The following is an 18042-nucleotide window of genomic DNA, read 5'->3' on the forward strand; positions in this document are numbered from 1 at the left end:
CCTTATGACCACCCAAAGCGGACAGCTCTACATTGTAGCAACCCCGATTGGCAACCTGGCCGACATCAGCCAGCGTGCCCTGGATATTCTGGCAACGGTGGATTGGATTGCGGCCGAAGATACTCGTCATTCATCCCGTTTGCTGCAGCACCACGGCATTCAAAGCAAATTAATGGCGCTGCACGATCACAACGAGCAGCAGCGTGCGGCCTCGTTGTTGGCGCTGCTGCAGCAGGGGCAGAGCATTGCCCTGATTTCCGATGCCGGCACCCCCCTGATCAGCGATCCCGGCTACAAGCTGGTGCGGCATTGTCAGCAGGCTGGCATTCAGGTGGTGCCGGTGCCAGGCCCTTGTGCGCTGATTGCCGCGCTGTCAGCGGCGGGCCTGCCGACCGACCAATTCCTGTTTATTGGTTTTTTGGCGGCGAAACAACAGCAGCGGCTGAATCAGCTGCAGGCCATTCCTGCCGGGGTTGGCACTGTGGCCTGCTATGAAACGGCGCGCCGCATTCAGGATACCTTGCTGGATGTGCAGCAAGTGTTCGGCGCAGAGCGCGAACTGGTGCTGGCCAAAGAGCTGACCAAAGCCTTCGAGCACTTTGCCCGCGGCAGCGCCGATGACATTTTGCAATGGTTGCAAGAAGACGCCAAGCGCTGCCAGGGCGAAATGGTGTTGATGATAGCGCCGACGGCCAAAGCCGACAGTGAGATCAGCGAAGCGGCTCAGCACACCCTTCAGCTTTTAATGGCAGAACTGCCCCTGAAAAAAGCCGCCGCCCTGACCGCCGAGATCCACGGCCTGAAGAAAAATGCGTTGTACCAGCATGGTTTGAGTTTGCAGCCAAAGTAGGGTGTTTGCTTGTTTTCATTCAGCATCGGGCCCTTGGCCTGATTTTGGCCCGGCAAATCAAAACGGTTACTTTCTTGACCGCACCTGTTAACTGGTGCTATTAATGGTGCCAGTTCATTGGTTGGATAATCACTATGCACGTGAAATTTTCCGAGGATGTTATTCCTCTATCAGACCTTAAAATCAATCCCGGAAAGGTGGTTGGTCGAGCGCAGGATACGCATCGGCCAATTCTGCTCACCAGTCGTGGCCGTGGTGTCGCTGTGGTGCAGGGGCTCGAGGATTATGAGAGAACTGCCGAGGAATTGCGGTTTGTAAAAGCAGTGGCGCAGGGGCTTGTGGACGTTCGCGAGGGCAACACTGTATCGTTGGAGGACGCCAAGCAAAAATTAGGCATCAAGTAAATGGAATTACGCATCGCACAGTCTGCTCTTGAAGACTTACAGACGATTCAGGAATATTACAAAGAGCAGGATGTGCGACAAATCGGTGATGATTACGTGGCTGCAATCCTCGAGCATTGCGAAATGCTCCAACTCCACCCTGATGCTGGCCGGGTTGTTCCTGAATTCAACCTGGATCATATTCGCGAATTGATTCACGCGCCATTTCGAGTTGTCTATCTCAGGCAAGCAAATGAGGTTGTGATCATACGCGTCTGGCGAAGTGAGAGGGAGCTTGAATTACCAGCCAAAGAAACATAACCGGTGATGGTGGGGGTAAAACTGGTAATTTGCTTGCTCTGTTGCAACGTGAGTTAACAATGTAAGTTCAGTTTACTTGGTTATGAAAAAGCGACCCTGAGGTGAAGCAGCGTCGACCTTGATTTGGTGCGCTGAAGGAGCATGATAATATCATACTCTTCGTGTGTCAGGAGTAGCAGCCATGAGCATGCACCGGAAAACCATCACGCTAACTGAACAGCAAGACAACTGGGTGAAAAGCCAAATTGAAAGCGGTCAATTTGGCAATGATAGCGAATACATTCGCGATCTCATTCGGAGAGATCAACAGGCGCAACAGCGTCTTTCGATGCTGAGGCAGGCCCTTGCTGAAGGTGAGTCCAGCGGGACACCCAAGCCACTTGATCTTGCTGCCATAAAAGCCGCTGGCCGTCAGCGAATGCAAACGGAAAATTCGTGATCACCTTAATTCGCGAAACCCCGCCCAAAAATAATACCTGCGCTTTGGCTGCATTTAACGTATACTGCGCGCCGAGTTGGCCAGGGCAATCGCTGCTTGCATTTGCAAGGGGAGGAAAGTCCGGGCTCCACAGGGCAGAGTGCCAGGTAACGCCTGGGCGGCGTGAGCCGACGACCAGTGCAACAGAGAGCAAACCGCCGATGGCCCGCTTGCGGGATCAGGTAAGGGTGAAAGGGTGCGGTAAGAGCGCACCGCGCGACTGGCAACAGTTCGTGGCACGGTAAACTCCACTCGGAGCAAGACCAAATAGGCCCCCTATGGCGTGGCCCGCGTTGGGGGCGGGTAGGTTGCTTGAGGTGCATGGTGACATGCATCCTAGAGGAATGGTTGCCACCCTGGAAACAGGGAACAGAACCCGGCTTATTGGCCAACTCACTTTTCCCTCCTTTGTCATGCTTTTAATCCCACTTCGTTTGGGCTCCTTACCCACTTTCCCCCACAGAATCAGTGGTTTTGCCACAGGCTGCATTTTTACTGGATCTTTCCGGCCTAATTGGCTGGGTTTTTACCTTGACAAGGGTCAGAACCGCGCCCTAAACTGTAGCATTGTGGGGATTTGTGGGTAATTGTGGATCGCGATGGATCAGATCGCGGATCTCAGGACACAACTATGCTTCGTGGCTCGTTTACACTAACAATGGACACCAAAGGCCGGATCGCGCTGCCTGCGCGCTACCGTGACTTTTTGCTGTCTGAGTGTTCCGGCCAGCTGATTTGCACCATCGATCACAAAGACCCCTGCCTGATGCTGTACCCACTGGCGGAGTGGGAAGACATTGAAGAAAAATTGAAGCGTTTGTCCAGCTTTAATGCGCAGGAATTGCGGTTAAAGCGTTTGCTGCTGGGGCATGCCTCCGAATGCGACATGGACAAAGCCGGCCGTATTTTGCTGCCTGCGCCCTTGCGCAGCCATGCCGGGCTCGAAAAAAACATCCGCCTGGTAGGCCAACTGAATAAATTTGAAATCTGGGATGAAAACCGCTGGCTGGAGCGTGTCGAAGAAGACATGGCTTTAGAGCGTGACATGCCCGCAGATACTGAACTCTCTGAACGATTACAGGACTTTGCACTGTAAATGACTGCCAGCCCTCATCTGTCCGTGTTGCTGCAGGAAGCCATCGACGGACTCGCCATAAAACCGGCCGGGATCTACCTGGACGGGACTTTTGGTCGGGGCGGACACAGTCGCCAAATTCTTGCCAGGCTCGCATCCGAGGGCCGTTTATTTGCGATCGATCGCGATCCCGCCGCCATTGCAGCTGCAGCCCCACTGCAAGCTGATCCCCGTTTTCACATTAGCCGCAGCCCTTTTGCGGCGCTGGAACTGATCTGCCAGCAACAGCACATTCACGGCCAGCTGGACGGGATTCTGCTGGATTTAGGTGTCTCCTCCCCACAATTGGATGACGCCGAACGAGGCTTTAGTTTTTTACGCGATGGCCCGCTCGACATGCGCATGGACCCCGAGAGTGGCCAGTCGGCAGCCGAGTGGCTGGCGCAGGCGGATGTTGAGGACATCAGCTTTGTGCTTAAAGCCTATGGCGAAGAAAAGTTTGCCTGGAAAATTGCCAACGCCATCGTCCGGGCCCGGGAGGAAGCTGCCATTACCCGCACCGGTCAGCTGGCCGAGCTGATAGCCAGCGTGGTGCCAAAAAGCCCGAAAGAGAAAAAACACCCGGCCACCCGCAGCTTTCAGGGCATTCGTATTTACATCAACAGCGAGCTGGAACAGGTGAAGCAGGCATTGGATGCGGCTTTGCGTGTGCTGAAACCCGGTGGTCGTTTGGTGGTGATCAGCTTTCATTCACTGGAAGACCGGCTGGTGAAGCAGTTTATGCGTCAGCACAGCAAGGCAGCCCCCATTCCACGCGGCTTGCCGCTGACCGACGACCAGCTTAAGCAGCACTTGCCACTGAAACTGATTGGCAAAGCCATTATGGCGTCGGATGACGAATTGGCCAGCAATCCGCGTGCCCGCAGTGCGGTGTTACGGATTGCAGAAAAAACCGGGGAGGGCACATGAGTCAAATTCGCCTGACCCAGGTTATTTTAGCCGACTGGCGCCGACTGCGCTGGCCGATACTGCTGCTGTGCCTCTGCGTGCTTTCGGCTTTGGCGGTGGTGCAGCTGTCGCACAGCAACCGCTTGCTGGTCAATGCGCACAACCAACTGTACCAGCAGCGGGATACGCTGGATGTTGAATGGCGCAACCTGCTGCTGGAGCAACGGGCCTTGTCCGAACACAGCCGGGTTGAAGACATTGCCAGCTCCAGGCTGAATATGCGTCGGCCAAGCGGCGAACGTGAAGTGGTGGTGACCTTGCCATGACCAGAGCCCAAACCCGACAGCACGCCAAACGCAACCAGGCCCCGGGCATCGTGGGCTGGCGTTTTATTTTTGTGATGCTGGCTTTGGCCATGGTGTTTGTGGTGCTGGTTGCCAGAGCCGCCTATCTGCAAGTGCTGGAGCCCGAGATGCTGGTGACCCAGGGGGATCTGCGCAGCTTGCGGGTGACCTCCAATACCGTGCTGCGCGGCATGATCACCGATCGTCATGGTGAAGAGCTGGCGGTCAGTGTGCCGGTGCAAGCAGTCTGGGCCGATCCCAAGGTAGTGCTGGAGCGTGGTTCCCAACAGGACGAGCGTCGTTGGCAGGCGTTGGCCGAAGGCCTGAACATGAGCACAGAGCAGCTGAACCAACGCATCGGTACTGACGAGCGGCGCCGCTTTGTCTATTTGCAGCGTCAGGTCAGCCCGGCGGCGGTCGATTATGTCCGGCGCTTAAATGTGCCCGGTATTTATTTCCGCCAGGAATCCCGGCGTTTTTATCCGGCCGGGGAAATTACCGCGCACCTGATCGGCTTTACCGACATTGACGATGTTGGGGTCGAAGGCATTGAGCGTCGTTACAACACCCTGCTGACCGGCACCGCCGGCCGCACCCTGGTCCGGCGCGATGCCAAAGGCCGCGATATTGAAGTGCTGGAGCGCGAAGATGCTCAGCCACCGCGCAATCTGCAATTAAGCATCGACCAGCGCATTCAAAGCATTGCCTACCGCGAGCTGAAGCAAGCGGTGCTGACCTATGGCGCCACATCCGGCTCGGTGGTGATTGTCGATGTGGACACCGGCGAAGTGCTGGCAATGGCCAATAGTCCATCTTTTAATCCCAACAACAGACGCAATACCCCGGTGCATCATTTTCGCAACCGGGCGGTGACCGATATGTTTGAGCCTGGCTCGACCATCAAGCCGTTGCCGATTTTAGCGGCGCTGGAGTTTGGCAGTGCCGATTTATCCACCGTCATTGATACCCGCCCTGGCATGCTGCGGGTTGGTGGCAGCTGGGTGCGGGATGTCAGCACCCGGCATGGTGAGCTGGATTTAACCGGCATTATGGCGCGCTCCAGCAACATCGGAGTGACCAAGCTGGCGTTGTCGATGCCGCATCAACATTTATTGGATCTGTACTTTTCGATGGGACTGGGCAGCGACACTGGCCTGAACCTGAGCGGGGAAAGTTCGGGCATGCTCAGTCACCGCAATCGCTGGTCCGAACACGAGCTGGCCAGCTTGTCTTTTGGTTATAACCTGTCGGTGACGGCCGTGCAGCTGGCTCGGGTGTACGCTGCTATTGGCAATGGCGGCATCTTACGGCCACTGACCATTTTAAAATCTGAGCAGGGCTTGCCCGGTGAGCGGGTGCTGTCGCCGGAGTATGCAAAGGCGATGCTGGCGATGATGGAAGCGGTGATCGAGCCGGGTGGTACTGCCACCCGTGGCCGGGTCGATGGCTACCGGGTCGGTGGCAAAACCGGCACCACCCGTAAAGCCGTGGCCGGTGGCTATGGCGATGATTATGTTGCCTCTTTTGCCGGTGTTGCGCCGATTTCCAACCCGCGCTTTGCCACCGTGGTGGTGTTAAATGAACCCGCCAGTGATTATTACCACGGCGGAGAAATTGCGGCCCCGGTCTTCGCCAACATCATGAGCGCCGTGTTGCGGCTGAAAAACATAGCCCCGGATGCCGAGCGGGTACGAATCTCACAGCGCCAGGGAGGTCGGGATGCCAGCTAATACCGCCGCCAACTGGTTGGGAGCCATCGCAGCTCATCTGGATAGCACCCCTTTGCAGCAGCTGCAAATTGACAGCCGCCAGGTCGGGCCGGGCGATGTCTTTCTGGCGCTGCCGGGCCATCAGCAGCACGGTCAGATCTTTATTGCCGATGCGTTAGAGCGCGGCGCGGCTTTGGTGCTGACCGATGCGCTCCCCGAGAACTGCAGCGACGACCGGGTGCTGTTGGTGCCGGATTTAGTCAATCAGATGCAAGCGCTGGCCAGCCAGTTCTACCGCCAGCCGGCACAAGGCATGCAGTTGATTGGCGTCACCGGCACCAATGGCAAATCCAGTACAGCCTGCTTCATTCAGCAGCTGGCGCAGCAGCTGCAGCAATCGGCGGCGCTGATTGGCACTCTGGGCTATGGCCGGCCCGGCAAGCTGACGCCTTTGCCCAACACCACGCCGCATCAGGTGGAGCTGCAAAAAATTTTCGCCCATTTTAAACAGCAGGACACCCGTTTGGTGGCGATGGAAGTGTCGTCCCATGCCATGGCGCAGGGGCGGGTCGCCGGTTTGAAGTTTGATGTGGCTGTTTTTAGCAACTTAAGCCGCGATCATCTGGACTACCATGGCACCATGGCGGCTTATGGCGCAGCCAAAGCCCGCTTGCTGACGCCCGATTACTGCCGTCAGGCGGTGGTCAACGTCTCCGATGCCTATGGCGCTGAGCTGGCTGCCAAGCTGTCGGTGCCTTACTGTGCCGTTGGCGCTCTGGACGATTGCCAGGGTCACGAGCGATATCTGGGGTACAGCCAGGTTGAAACCACGGCCACTGGCTTTCGTTGCCAGCTGCAAAGTGCCGACGGCAACTGGACGCTGAAGCTGCCCCTGATGGGCGCTTTTAACATCGACAATGCGGTGGCGGCCATGGCGGCACTCTGGCTGCAAGGCGCGGATCTGGATGCTTTGGTGGCGGCGGCTGACCGGCTCGAGGCCATTGCCGGCCGGATGGAACAATTTCATTTTCCGCATCCATTGCTGCTGGTGGTGGACTATGCCCATACCCCGGATGCCCTGGAGCTGGCGTTAACCGCGCTGCGCTCGCACTGTCAGGGGCATCTGTGGTGCGTGTTCGGCTGTGGTGGCGACCGCGACCAGGGCAAAAGGCCCATTATGGGGCAGATCGCACAGCGTTATGCCGACCGGGTGGTGATTACCTCCGACAACCCTCGGCATGAGCCGATGCTGCAAATTTGCCAGCAAATCGCCGCTGGCATGACCGATGCCGCCTGTTACCAAATTGAACCTGACCGCGAGCTGGCCATTAAGCTGGCGCTTGCAGAAGCGCAGCCGGGAGACTTGATTTTAGTGGCTGGCAAAGGCCACGAAACCTACCAACAGATTGGCGCAAGCTTCCGTGATTACGACGAGCGGGCTTACATTCGCCAATTGCAGCGGGAGATGCGCTTATGATCGCGCTGGATACAACGCAATTAGCCGCCATTACCGGCGGAGTTTTGCTCGGGGACCAGGTTGCGGTGACTTCGGTCAGCACCGACAGCCGGCGTATTGAGCCGGGCGATCTCTTTGTCGCCCTGAAAGGGGCGAGCTTTGATGGCCAGGCCTTTGTCGCCGATGTTGCCAGCAAAGGCGCCGTTGCCGCTCTGGTTCACAGTCCGCAATCCGTTGAACTGCCACAGGTGGTGGTGCCCGATACCACCATGGCGCTGGGGCAGTTGGGGGCCTGGGTCAAACAACAACTGAATCTTCCTTCGGTTGCCGTGACCGGCAGTGCCGGTAAAACCACGGTCAAAGAAATGATGGCGGCCATTTTGTCACGCCGCGGCAAGGTATTGGCCACGGCCGGTAACTTCAACAATGCCATCGGTGTGCCTTTGACACTGCTGCGCCTTGAAGCCGGGCATCAGTACGGCGTCTTTGAACTGGGTGCCAACCATCAGGGCGAAATTGCCTACACCAGTGGGCTGGTGCAGCCCGATGTGGCCATCATCACCAATGTGGCAGAGGCTCACCTGGAAGGCTTTGGCGATTTGCAGGGCGTGGCCCGGGCCAAAGGCGAGATCTTTTCAGCACTGAAACCCGGTCAGGTGGCCATTATCCCGGCTGACAGCGAGTTTACCTCCTACTGGCAAAGCCGTCTGACCCAGCAGCAGGTGATCACCTTTAGTCTGTCGGCAGAAGCCGATTACCAGGCGGTCAATGTGCAGCTGGACAGCCATGGCAATGCTGGTTTTGAGCTGGTGTGCCCGGCAGGGCGCCGCTTTATGCAGTTGACGTTGCCGGGCATGCACCACGTGGCCAATGCGCTGGCTGCTGCTGCCGGTGCCATGGCGCTGGGAGCCAGCTTGCAGGATGTGCAACTGGGACTGGCGCAAATGAGTGCGGTGCAAGGCCGTACCCAGGTGATCGAGGTGCGGCCGGACTTGCGCATCATTGATGACAGCTACAACGCCAGCGTGGGGGCGGTAAAAGCGGCCATCGACTTGCTGGTCAGCTACCCCGGGCAACGCATTCTGGTGCTGGGGGATATGGCCGAACTGGGTAGTGATGCCCGTTTGTACCACGAACAGGTGGGAAAATACGCAAAGGAGCAAGGGGTTAATCTGTTGTTCACGCTGGGCGTGCTATCACAGAGCGCCAGTGACTGTTTTAACGGTCAGGGACATCATTTCAGCGCCCGCCAGAACCTGGTGGAGCGGCTGATGCCTTTGTTAGCCCAGCAAGCCACCACTGTCCTGGTAAAGGGATCGCGCAGTGCCAATATGGAGCTGGTGGTGCAGGACTTGCTAGAACGTAGTCAGCAGGAGAAAACCCCATGCTAGTGTGGCTCGCCGAGTACCTCACACAGTACATTTCTTTTTTTAACGTCTTTAGTTATCTGACGTTTCGTTCCATTTTAGGGATCCTGACCGCTTTGCTGTTAAGCGTCTATCTCGGGCCCAAGCTGATTGCCCGGTTGCAGCGCATGCAAATTGGCCAAATGGTGCGCAACGATGGGCCTGAAAGCCATTTCTCCAAGCAAGGCACGCCCACCATGGGTGGGTTGTTGATCTTAGGCTCGGTGCTGGTCAGTACCCTGCTGTGGGCCAACCTGGCCAACAAGTATGTCTGGGTGGTGCTCTTTGTGCTGGTCAGTTTCGGCACCATTGGCTTTATCGACGATTACCGCAAAGTGATCCGTAAAGATCCGCAAGGCTTGATTGCCCGCTGGAAGTACTTCTGGCAGTCGGTATTTGCCATTATCACCGCCTTGTTTTTGTACATGACCGCCGAACAGCCCGCTGAAACGGCCTTGCTGGTCCCCTTTTTCAAGGACGTAATGCCGCAACTGGGGCTGATGTTTTTGCTGCTCAGTTATTTTGTCATTGTTGGCACCAGCAACGCCGTCAATTTGACCGATGGTCTGGATGGTCTGGCCATCGTGCCGGTGATTATGGTGGCGGCAGCATTTGCGGTCATTGCCTACGCCAGCGGCAATGTGGTGTTTTCCGAGTACCTCAATATTCCGCATTTGCCCCATACCAGTGAGCTGGTGGTGCTCTGCTCGGCCCTGATAGGGGCCGGAATGGGTTTTCTCTGGTTCAATACCTATCCGGCGCAGGTGTTTATGGGCGATGTCGGCTCGCTGGCGCTGGGAGCGGTGTTGGGGGTGATTGCCATTTTGGTGCGGCAGGAGTTGATTCTGTTCATTATGGGTGGGGTCTTCGTGATGGAAACTCTGTCGGTGATTTTGCAGGTGGGGTCCTTTAAGTTGCGGGGGCAGCGGATTTTCCGGATGGCACCCATTCATCATCATTACGAATTAAAGGGCTGGCCAGAGCCGCGGGTGATTGTGCGGTTTTGGATTTTATCGGTAATTTTTGTGCTGGTGGGTCTCGCCACCCTGAAGCTTAGGTAACAACGCATGCTGACGACTTGGCAACAGAAACGCATCGCAGTCTTGGGGCTTGGCCTGTCGGGTCAGGCCACGGTGCGTTTTTTGCTGCAGCATGGCATCCGACCGGTGTTGATGGACAGTCGGCGCAAGCTGACAGGACTCGACAGCTTGCCATTGGATAAAACCGATGGTGTCTACCTGGGCGAGTTTGATGCCAATCGTCTGGCACAGATGGACGTGCTGCTGGTGAGTCCCGGATTGGACTTGCGCCACCCGGCCATTCGCTTTGCGATGGCGCAGGGGGTTGAAGTCATCGGTGATGTCGAACTATTTGCCCGTTGCAATCAAAAGCCGGTGCTGGCCATTACCGGCTCCAATGGCAAGTCCACCGTCACCAAAATGGTTGAAGCCATTTTGCAGTACAGTGGCATCAAGGCGCTGGCGGCCGGCAACATTGGTTTGCCGGTGCTCGACGCCTTGCAGCAAACGGATGCCGAGGTCTTTGTGCTGGAGTTGTCCAGTTTTCAGCTCGATAGCACCCACAGCTTGCAAACTCTCGCCAGCACGGTGCTGAATGTTTCCGCCGATCATCTGGATCGCTACCCGTCGATGCAGGCCTATTGCCAGTCCAAGCAAAGCATTTACCGGCATTGCCGGTTTGCTTTTTACAACCGAGCCGACCAGAACACCCAGCCGCAGCAGCGGGTCGATGCCGCCCACAGTCTGGGGCTGGATGCCCCGGAAGAGGCCGATGGCTATGGCATTGCTGAGCGGGCGGGTCAGGATTATCTGATGTTGGCCGGCAGTGAGCTGATGCCGGTCAGCCAGTTGTCCCTGCTTGGGCGGCACAATCAATACAATGCGCTGGCCGCTGCGGCGCTGAGCCTGACGGCGGGTGCTGATTTTGCCAGCATTCGGCATGTTCTCAGTCAGTTTGAAGGTCTGGCGCACCGCTGTCAGTTGGTGCATCAGCACAATGGCATCCGCTGGGTCAATGATTCCAAAGCCACCAACATCGGTGCCACCTTAGCGGCGCTGGATGGGGTACGAGCCATGGTGCCGGGTCAGTTAATTTTGCTGGCCGGTGGCGATGGCAAAGGCCAGCAGATGGCGGAGTTGACCGAGGCACTGCAGCAGCAGGTCGACCAGCTGATTACCTTTGGTCAGGATGGGCCGGCCATTGCGGCTCTGAAAGCCGGCAGCTATCAGGTGGCGAACTTAGCCGCTGCGGTGCATCAGGCGGCGGCTCTAGCCAGACCTGGCGATCTGGTGCTGTTGTCGCCAGCCTGCGCCAGTCTGGACATGTTCAGCAACTACCAGCAACGGGGTGAGTTGTTCGCCAAAATAGCCAGGGAGGTAGGCCGATGAATCTGCAGGCACTGCCCTGGATGCCCAGGTTACAGCAATTGCTGGCTCGTCCCGACGAGCCTCGTGATTACGACAGTTTCCTGTTGCTGCTGCTGTTGTCCTTGCTGGCGATTGGGGTGGTGATGGTTAACAGCGCCTCGGTGCCGGTGGCTGAGCGCTTGTTCGGCAACCCACTGCACTTTACCATCCGCCATTTGATTTATCTGGGCCTGGGCGGCACTTTGGCGGTGCTGGTGCTGAATGTACCGGTGCAGCGCTGGCACCAGGGCAATCTGCTGTTGCTGGCATTGGCAGTTGCCGGTTTGCTGGCGGTGCTTATTTTTGGCCGTACTGTCAATGGTGCCACCCGCTGGTTGGCTTTGGGGCCCATCAGCATCCAGCCGGCCGAGCCGGCCAAGTTATTCTTCTTTGTTTATCTGGCCAGCTATCTGGTGCGGCGTCACGAAGAGGTGCGGGAAAATATCAAAGGCTTTGCCAAGCCGATGCTGGTGTTGCTGGTGCTGTCGGTGTTGCTGTTGTTGCAGCCCGATATGGGCACGGTGATTGTGATGTTCGCCACCGCTCTGGTGTTGCTGTTTTTGGCGGGCGCCAAATTGTGGCAGTTTATCGTGCTGTCGCTGACGGGCGTGAGTGCGGTGCTGTTTTTGATTGTCTACAGCGAGTACCGCTGGCGCCGGGTCACCGCTTTTCTGGACCCCTGGGCCGATCCTTTTGGCAGTGGCTACCAGTTAACCCAGTCGTTGATGGCCTTTGGCCGCGGTGGTTTCAGTGGTCAGGGGCTGGGCAACAGCATTCAGAAGCTGGAGTACCTGCCAGAAGCGCACAACGACTTTATTTTTGCCATCATCGCCGAAGAAACCGGCTTCATCGGTGTTTTTGCTGTGCTGGCATTGCTGTTTTTGCTGGTGGCCAGATTGCTCTGGATTGGTCGTCAGGCCATGCTGAAGCAGATGCATTTTCATGGCTTTCTGGCACTGGCCATGGCCATTTGGTTTGGCTTTCAGACTGCCGTCAATATTGGCGTGGCCAGTGGCGTGTTGCCAACCAAAGGCCTGACCTTGCCCTTTGTCAGCTCGGGTGGCAGCAGTTTGATTATTATGTTGATGGCAGCAGCTTTAGTGCTGCGGATTGATTTTGAAGTTCGGATGGAAGGCAAGCATGCCATCAACCGTGGAGGGCGCAGCACATGACTGCAACAGCGCCCACTGTGTTGTTGATGGCCGGCGGTACTGGTGGTCATATTTTCCCGGCGCAGGCACTGGCCGAAGAGCTGGCCGGTCGCGGTTGGCAGATCCACTGGCTGGGGACGGCCGATCGAATGGAAGCAACACTGGTGCCGGAACTGGGCTGGCCTTTTCACAGCATTCGGGTGCGGGGACTTCGTGGCAAAGGCATTGGTTCATTGCTGACGGCACCCTGGATGTTGTTTAGCGCGCTCTGGCAAGCCGGGCGACTGCTGCGTCAGTTGCAGCCTGATTTGGTGGTGGGCTTTGGCGGTTATGCCAGTGGTCCGGGTGGTCTGGCGGCCTGGTTGGCGCGCACCCCATTGCTGATTCATGAACAAAATGCGGTGGCAGGCACCACCAACCGCTGGCTGGCCCGGCTGGCACGCCAGGTGTTGGTCGCTTTTCCGCAAGCCTTTGCCGGACACCGCAAGCAGCGGTTGGTTGGCAATCCGGTCCGCCGGGCTTTGGTCGGGGTGAAAGCGGACCAGGCCTTGGCAGCGCATCCGGAGCTACGGGTGCTGGTGGTGGGCGGCAGTCTGGGCGCCAAAGTATTGAATCAGCAACTGCCCGCTCAGTTGGCCACCTTAAGCCAGAGTTGGGCGGTGCAGGTACGGCATCAAACTGGTCCTGCTATGCAGGCCGAGGTGCAGCAGCAGTATCAACAGCTTCAGAGCAGTCAGTTCGCTGGTGATGCTGTGGCCTTTATCGAGGATATGGCTGAGGCCTATCGCTGGGCCGATGTGGTGATTTGCCGGGCAGGCGCCCTGACGGTCAGTGAAGTGGCCGCTGTCGGCATTGCTGCTATTTTTGTGCCCTTGCCACATGCCATTGATGACCATCAGACGGCCAATGCCAACTGGCTGGTACAGCAAGATGCTGCCTTGCTGTTGCCTCAGCAGCAACTGGAGGACGGTGGTTTGGTTGCCTTGCTGCAACCTTTACTGGCCGATAAAAACAGCTTAGCGCAACTGGCGGCCAAGGCCCGTCAGTGTGCAACCGACCATGCAGCCAGCCACTTGGCGGATCTGTGTGCGCAACAACTGGGAGCTCGGGTATGAATAAAGCAGTATTACCAAAGCACAGTCAGGCCATGCGTCGCATTGGCCGAATTCATTTTGTCGGCATCGGTGGGGCTGGCATGGGCGGTATTGCCGAAGTCTTGCTCAATGAAGGCTACAGCGTCAGTGGCTCCGACATTGCGCCCAGTACTGTGGTCGAGCGGTTGATTTCACTGGGCGCCGATGTTCGTTTTGGCCACGATGCCGATCACATTCAGGGTGTCAGTGTCGTGGTGGTGTCCAGCGCCATCGCCAAAGACAACCCGGAAGTGGTCGCGGCATTAAGCCAGCGAATTCCGGTGATCCGCCGGGCCGAAATGCTGGCCGAGCTGATGCGTTTTCGCCATGGCATTGCCATTGCCGGCACCCATGGCAAAACCACCACCACCAGCTTACTGGCGTCAATTTTTGCCGAGGCCGGTACCGATCCGACCTTTGTGATTGGTGGTTTGTTGAATTCCGCTGGCAGCAATGCCCGGCTTGGCACAGGCCCCTACCTGATTGCCGAGGCCGATGAGAGCGATGCCTCTTTTTTGCATTTGCAACCGATGGCGGCGGTGATCACCAACATTGAGCCGGATCACATGGACACCTATGGCGGCGACTTCGAGAAGCTTAAAGCCACCTACGTCGAATTTTGCCACAATCAGCCGTTTTACGGCGTGGTGGTGGCCTGTTTGGATGATGACGTCATCCGCGAGCTGATACCGGCCATCGGCCGTCCGATTTTGACCTATGGCTTTAGCGACGATGCTGATTACCGCATCAGCCAGTTTCAGCAACAAGGTGCCCGCAGTCAGTTTGTGGTGACAGACCCCCAACAGCAAAGCTGGCACATCGAGCTGAACTTGCCGGGCCGTCACAATGTGCTCAATGCCACCGCCGCCTTTGCGCTGGCGCAGGATGAAGGCATCGACGAGCAAGCCATTTTAACGGCACTGCACAATTTTGAAGGCATTGGCCGGCGTTTTCAGCAGTACGGTGAATTTGAGACCGGTCAGGGCCGGGTGCTGATGATTGATGATTACGGCCATCATCCGACCGAAGTGGCGGCCACTATTGCCGCGGCCCGCAACGCCTGGCCCGATCGCCGGTTGGTGATGGCTTATCAGCCGCACCGGTACAGCCGTACCCGCGATCTGTACGAAGATTTTACCCAGGTGCTGTCCGGGGTTGATCAGCTGCTGTTGCTGGATGTCTATGCCGCCGGGGAGCAGCCCATTCCGGGTGCGGACAGCAAAAGCCTTTGCCGGTCCATCCGGGCCCGTGGTCAGGTGGACCCGATTTATGTTGCCCCGCCGCAGCAGTTGGGGCCGGTGCTGGCCGATGTGCTGCAAGATGGCGATGTGCTGTTAACTCAGGGCGCCGGTAACATTGGCGCATTGGCGCGGGATTTGGCCGCCAAAAAACTGGATTGCGAGCGATTAAAGCAGGCGGAGGAGACACTATGAGCCGTTTTGGTCGGGTCGCGGTTCTGTTTGGTGGGAGCTCTGCCGAGCGCGAAGTTTCGCTGCGCTCCGGGCAGGCGGTGCTGCAGGCACTGCTGCAAAGCGGCGTTGATGCTTATGGCTTCGACCCCAAAACCCAGCCCTTAGCGGAGCTGGCCGCAGAGAAACCGGATCGGGTCTTTATTGTGCTGCATGGCCGAGGTGGTGAAGATGGCAGCATGCAGGGCGCTTTGCAGTTGCTTGGCTTGCCTTACACCGGCAGCAAGGTTTTAGGCTCGGCACTGGCGATGGACAAAGTGCGCTGCAAATGGTTGTTCCGGGCGCAGGGCATTGCCACCGCAGATTTTCGGGTGCTGCACACTGCCAGCCAGGCCACCCCAGCCTTGTTGGCTGAGCTTGGCGGCAAAGTCATGGTGAAGCCTTCCTGTGAAGGCTCGAGCATTGGCATGAGTGTCGCTGACAGCGACGCCAGCTTGCAAGCGGCGGTGACCGAAGCACTGCGCTACGACAGCAATGTGCTGGTTGAGCGCTGGATCCAGGGGCGGGAGCTGACGGTGGCCGTGTTGGGTGAGCAGGTGTTGCCGGTGATTGAGATGCGCACCCCGCACAGCTTTTACGATTACAACGCCAAGTACCAGGCCTCGACCACCCAATACTTGTGTCCGGCACCCATTGATGCAGCCTTAACCGAGCAAGTGCAGCAGCTGGCCTGGCAAGCCTTTGATGCGGTCGGTGCCAGTGGCTGGGGCCGGGTCGATTTTATGTTGGATCAGCAGGGAAATCCTTATGTGCTGGAGGTCAATACCGTGCCGGGCATGACAGAAAAATCCCTGGTGCCGATGGCTGCTAAAGCGGCCGGACTGAGTTTTCAACAGCTGGTACTTGAGGTACTGGCGCAAACGGAGCAGGCAAACGCATGACACAGCGGTCCAGCCCAACACAAAACCACCGTACCTGGCTTGCCGGGCTGGTGTTTTTTGTGCTGTCGTTGCTGGCGCTGGCCTGGGGCGGCTGGCAGTTGAAGCTCTACGTTGAGCGGCAACAAACCACCCCCATCGCCCAGGTTCGTTTGTTTGGGGATTTTCAGCATATTGAGCCAAACAGGCTGCAGCAACGGCTGCACCAGCAGTATGTTGGCAATATTTTTCGGGTGGATGTAGCAGAGGTGCAGCAGTTCCTGCTGCAGCAGCCGTGGGTGTATCAGGTCGCCGTGCGCAAACAATGGCCGGACACCCTGGTGGTGGTAGTGACAGAGCAGCAACCGGTGGCCATTTGGAATGACAATCAATTACTCAACCGGCAGGGCGAGCTGTTTAGCGCACCGCTGGACCAGTTGATGGCCGAACTCCCGGAGCTGACAGGCCCCACCGGCAGCGAGCAGGATGCCCTTGCTATGTTCCGTCACATTGAGCAGTTGCTGAATTTGCATCAGCTCAGCGCCGAACGATTGGAGCTAAGCGAACGCTTCGCCTGGCAAATCGAGCTGAGCAATGACATCCGGCTGCGGCTTGGACGGCAGCAGACGGTGCCACGGGTGCAGCGCTTTTTAGAATTGTACCCGGTGTTGCAGCAGCACAGCGATGCGACCATCGCCGAGGTGGATTTGCGGTACGACACCGGGGTTGCTGTACGTTTCAGCCCATTAGAACAGAAGAGTAAAGCATGACGAAGTCGTTGGATCGGGAAATGATAGTGGCACTGGATATCGGCACGGCACAATGCAAAGCCGTGGTGGGCGAAGTGACGCCGGATCAAAAGCTCAGCATTGTTGGGGTTGGCACTCACACCACCCGCGGTATGGACAGAGGCGGTGTCAACGATTTGAATCTGGTGATGCAGTCGGTGCAGCGTGCCATCAACGAAGCTGAGCTGATGGCAGATTGTCAGGTCTCCTCGGTCTACCTGGGGATCAGCGGCAAACACATTCGCTGCCAGAACGAAAGCGGTATGGTGCCGATAGGCGATACCGAAGTGACAGCCGACGACGTCGCCAGCGTGATCCATGCCGCCAAATCGGTGCCGATTTCTGCCGAGCGGCGGATGCTGCACGTGCTGCCGCAGGAGTTTTCGGTCGACATGCAAGAAGGCATCAAGAGCCCGGTCGGCATGTCGGGCGTGCGGATGGAAGCCCGCGCTCACATTATTACCTGCGCCAACGACATGGCGAAAAACATTGAAAAGTGTGCCGAGCGTTGTGGGCTGAAAGTCGATCAGCTGATCTTCTCGGCCCTGGCGTCGAGCTACGCGGTGCTGACTGAAGATGAAAAAGAGCTGGGAGTCTGTGTGGTGGATATGGGCGGTGGCACCATTGATATTTCGGTCTACACCAATGGCGCTGTGCGCCATACCGCCGTGGTGCCGGTCGCCGGCAATCAGGTCACCAGCGATATTGCCAAAATCTTCCGCACCCCCATCAGCCATGCCGAAGACATCAAAGTGCAGTACGGTTGTGCGCTGCGCAGCATGGTCGGCAAAGAAGAAAGCATTGAAGTACCCAGTGTCGGCGGACGCCCGGCGCGCAGTATGTCGCGCCATACCCTGGCCGAAGTGATTGAACCGCGCTACCAGGAGTTGTTCGAGCTGGTGCTGGAAGAAATTCGCAGCAGTGGCCTGGAAGAGCAAATTGCCGCAGGCGTAGTGCTGACCGGTGGCGCCGCCAAGATTGAAGGTGCGGTCGAGTTTGCCGAAGATGTGTTCCAAATGCCGGTTCGGTTGGGGCACCCGATGCAGGTCACCGGCTTAAAAGATTACGTGCAGGACCCGGCTTACGCCAGCGTGGTCGGCCTGTTGTTGTACGGGCTGGAAAATCAGCAGCAAAGCAAAGCTGCAGCCAGCCCGAAAGATACCGTCAGTGGCCTGGTGAAAAAGCTGGCCAGCTGGTTTAAAGGTGAGTTTTAACGGCAGCTTCGGCTGCCAGCGGGTTGTTGTCACA

The 18042-nt window shown here is 57.5% G+C and carries 18 protein-coding genes and 1 other RNA gene; all 19 read left to right on the top strand.

What is annotated here, in order from left to right:
* Positions 1-4: 4 nt before the first annotated feature.
* The 19 genes from rsmI to ftsA all read left to right on the top strand — a co-directional run bounded on the left by rsmI (position 5) and on the right by ftsA (position 18008).
* Entirely contained in the window at positions 5-850 is an 846-nt protein-coding gene (rsmI, locus tag Q3O59_RS08845; protein WP_305945242.1) for a 16S rRNA (cytidine(1402)-2'-O)-methyltransferase, read from the top strand.
* 134 nt (positions 851-984) lie between these two features.
* Complete coding sequence (locus Q3O59_RS08850; protein WP_305945243.1) at positions 985-1254, top strand: type II toxin-antitoxin system Phd/YefM family antitoxin; 270 nt, start codon at positions 985-987, stop codon at positions 1252-1254.
* Positions 1255-1554 (top strand): type II toxin-antitoxin system RelE/ParE family toxin, encoded by a 300-nt coding sequence (locus Q3O59_RS08855; protein WP_305945244.1) that lies wholly within the window; start codon positions 1255-1257, stop codon positions 1552-1554.
* Between the two features lie 181 nt (positions 1555-1735).
* Complete coding sequence (locus Q3O59_RS08860; protein ID WP_305945245.1) at positions 1736-1993, top strand: type II toxin-antitoxin system ParD family antitoxin; 258 nt, start codon at positions 1736-1738, stop codon at positions 1991-1993.
* Positions 1994-2065: 72 nt separating this feature from the next.
* An RNA gene (rnpB, locus tag Q3O59_RS08865) (RNase P RNA component class A) lies at positions 2066-2432 on the top strand.
* Between the two features lie 231 nt (positions 2433-2663).
* Entirely contained in the window at positions 2664-3128 is a 465-nt protein-coding gene (gene mraZ, locus Q3O59_RS08870; protein ID WP_305945246.1) for a division/cell wall cluster transcriptional repressor MraZ, read from the top strand.
* The gene (rsmH, locus tag Q3O59_RS08875) at positions 3129-4076 is read left to right on the top strand and encodes a 16S rRNA (cytosine(1402)-N(4))-methyltransferase RsmH (RefSeq protein ID WP_305945247.1); all 948 of its coding nucleotides are present in this window, start codon (positions 3129-3131) and stop codon (positions 4074-4076) included.
* Positions 4073-4381: a cell division protein FtsL gene (gene ftsL / locus Q3O59_RS08880; protein WP_305945248.1), complete on the top strand. Its 309-nt coding sequence runs from the start codon at positions 4073-4075 to the stop codon at positions 4379-4381. The genes rsmH and ftsL overlap by 4 nt, the downstream gene beginning before the upstream one ends.
* A complete protein-coding gene (locus Q3O59_RS08885) occupies positions 4378-6129 on the top strand; it encodes a penicillin-binding transpeptidase domain-containing protein (RefSeq protein ID WP_305945249.1) in 1752 nt (583 codons plus the stop codon). Before ftsL ends, Q3O59_RS08885 begins: the two co-directional genes overlap by 4 nt.
* A complete protein-coding gene (locus Q3O59_RS08890; RefSeq protein WP_305945250.1) occupies positions 6119-7585 on the top strand; it encodes a UDP-N-acetylmuramoyl-L-alanyl-D-glutamate--2,6-diaminopimelate ligase in 1467 nt (488 codons plus the stop codon). Before Q3O59_RS08885 ends, Q3O59_RS08890 begins: the two co-directional genes overlap by 11 nt.
* Positions 7582-8955, top strand: a complete 1374-nt coding sequence (locus Q3O59_RS08895; RefSeq protein ID WP_305945251.1) for a UDP-N-acetylmuramoyl-tripeptide--D-alanyl-D-alanine ligase — start codon at positions 7582-7584, stop codon at positions 8953-8955. Before Q3O59_RS08890 ends, Q3O59_RS08895 begins: the two co-directional genes overlap by 4 nt.
* On the top strand, positions 8949-10031 hold the full coding sequence (gene mraY, locus Q3O59_RS08900) for a phospho-N-acetylmuramoyl-pentapeptide-transferase (protein WP_228591831.1): 1083 nt from the start codon (positions 8949-8951) through the stop codon (positions 10029-10031). The genes Q3O59_RS08895 and mraY overlap by 7 nt, the downstream gene beginning before the upstream one ends.
* Before the next feature lie 6 nt (positions 10032-10037).
* Positions 10038-11378 (top strand): UDP-N-acetylmuramoyl-L-alanine--D-glutamate ligase, encoded by a 1341-nt coding sequence (gene murD / locus Q3O59_RS08905; protein WP_305945252.1) that lies wholly within the window; start codon positions 10038-10040, stop codon positions 11376-11378.
* Complete coding sequence (ftsW, locus tag Q3O59_RS08910) at positions 11375-12568, top strand: cell division protein FtsW (protein ID WP_369812374.1); 1194 nt, start codon at positions 11375-11377, stop codon at positions 12566-12568. The genes murD and ftsW overlap by 4 nt, the downstream gene beginning before the upstream one ends.
* Positions 12565-13662 (top strand): undecaprenyldiphospho-muramoylpentapeptide beta-N-acetylglucosaminyltransferase, encoded by a 1098-nt coding sequence (gene murG / locus Q3O59_RS08915; protein WP_305945253.1) that lies wholly within the window; start codon positions 12565-12567, stop codon positions 13660-13662. Before ftsW ends, murG begins: the two co-directional genes overlap by 4 nt.
* A complete protein-coding gene (gene murC, locus Q3O59_RS08920; protein ID WP_305945254.1) occupies positions 13659-15113 on the top strand; it encodes a UDP-N-acetylmuramate--L-alanine ligase in 1455 nt (484 codons plus the stop codon). Before murG ends, murC begins: the two co-directional genes overlap by 4 nt.
* Positions 15110-16030, top strand: a complete 921-nt coding sequence (locus Q3O59_RS08925) for a D-alanine--D-alanine ligase (protein WP_305945255.1) — start codon at positions 15110-15112, stop codon at positions 16028-16030. Before murC ends, Q3O59_RS08925 begins: the two co-directional genes overlap by 4 nt.
* Positions 16027-16776 (top strand): cell division protein FtsQ/DivIB, encoded by a 750-nt coding sequence (locus tag Q3O59_RS08930; protein ID WP_305945256.1) that lies wholly within the window; start codon positions 16027-16029, stop codon positions 16774-16776. Before Q3O59_RS08925 ends, Q3O59_RS08930 begins: the two co-directional genes overlap by 4 nt.
* Complete coding sequence (gene ftsA, locus Q3O59_RS08935; RefSeq protein ID WP_228591202.1) at positions 16773-18008, top strand: cell division protein FtsA; 1236 nt, start codon at positions 16773-16775, stop codon at positions 18006-18008. Before Q3O59_RS08930 ends, ftsA begins: the two co-directional genes overlap by 4 nt.
* Positions 18009-18042: the final 34 nt, after the last annotated feature.

Source organism: Alkalimonas delamerensis, from assembly GCF_030717955.1.
Lineage (GTDB): Bacteria > Pseudomonadota > Gammaproteobacteria > Enterobacterales > Alteromonadaceae > Alkalimonas > Alkalimonas delamerensis.

Coding starts and splice junctions, on each gene's coding strand:
- Q3O59_RS08850 (WP_305945243.1), top strand. CDS start 985: ATGCACGTGAAATTTTCCGAGGATGTTATTCCTCTATCAGACCTTAAA.
- Q3O59_RS08890 (WP_305945250.1), top strand. CDS start 6,119: ATGCCAGCTAATACCGCCGCCAACTGGTTGGGAGCCATCGCAGCTCAT.
- ftsA (WP_228591202.1), top strand. CDS start 16,773: ATGACGAAGTCGTTGGATCGGGAAATGATAGTGGCACTGGATATCGGC.
- murD (WP_305945252.1), top strand. CDS start 10,038: ATGCTGACGACTTGGCAACAGAAACGCATCGCAGTCTTGGGGCTTGGC.
- Q3O59_RS08860 (WP_305945245.1), top strand. CDS start 1,736: ATGAGCATGCACCGGAAAACCATCACGCTAACTGAACAGCAAGACAAC.
- rsmH (WP_305945247.1), top strand. CDS start 3,129: ATGACTGCCAGCCCTCATCTGTCCGTGTTGCTGCAGGAAGCCATCGAC.
- rsmI (WP_305945242.1), top strand. CDS start 5: ATGACCACCCAAAGCGGACAGCTCTACATTGTAGCAACCCCGATTGGC.
- Q3O59_RS08895 (WP_305945251.1), top strand. CDS start 7,582: ATGATCGCGCTGGATACAACGCAATTAGCCGCCATTACCGGCGGAGTT.
- murG (WP_305945253.1), top strand. CDS start 12,565: ATGACTGCAACAGCGCCCACTGTGTTGTTGATGGCCGGCGGTACTGGT.
- Q3O59_RS08930 (WP_305945256.1), top strand. CDS start 16,027: ATGACACAGCGGTCCAGCCCAACACAAAACCACCGTACCTGGCTTGCC.
- Q3O59_RS08925 (WP_305945255.1), top strand. CDS start 15,110: ATGAGCCGTTTTGGTCGGGTCGCGGTTCTGTTTGGTGGGAGCTCTGCC.
- ftsW (WP_369812374.1), top strand. CDS start 11,375: ATGAATCTGCAGGCACTGCCCTGGATGCCCAGGTTACAGCAATTGCTG.
- Q3O59_RS08855 (WP_305945244.1), top strand. CDS start 1,255: ATGGAATTACGCATCGCACAGTCTGCTCTTGAAGACTTACAGACGATT.
- murC (WP_305945254.1), top strand. CDS start 13,659: ATGAATAAAGCAGTATTACCAAAGCACAGTCAGGCCATGCGTCGCATT.
- Q3O59_RS08885 (WP_305945249.1), top strand. CDS start 4,378: ATGACCAGAGCCCAAACCCGACAGCACGCCAAACGCAACCAGGCCCCG.
- mraY (WP_228591831.1), top strand. CDS start 8,949: ATGCTAGTGTGGCTCGCCGAGTACCTCACACAGTACATTTCTTTTTTT.
- ftsL (WP_305945248.1), top strand. CDS start 4,073: ATGAGTCAAATTCGCCTGACCCAGGTTATTTTAGCCGACTGGCGCCGA.
- mraZ (WP_305945246.1), top strand. CDS start 2,664: ATGCTTCGTGGCTCGTTTACACTAACAATGGACACCAAAGGCCGGATC.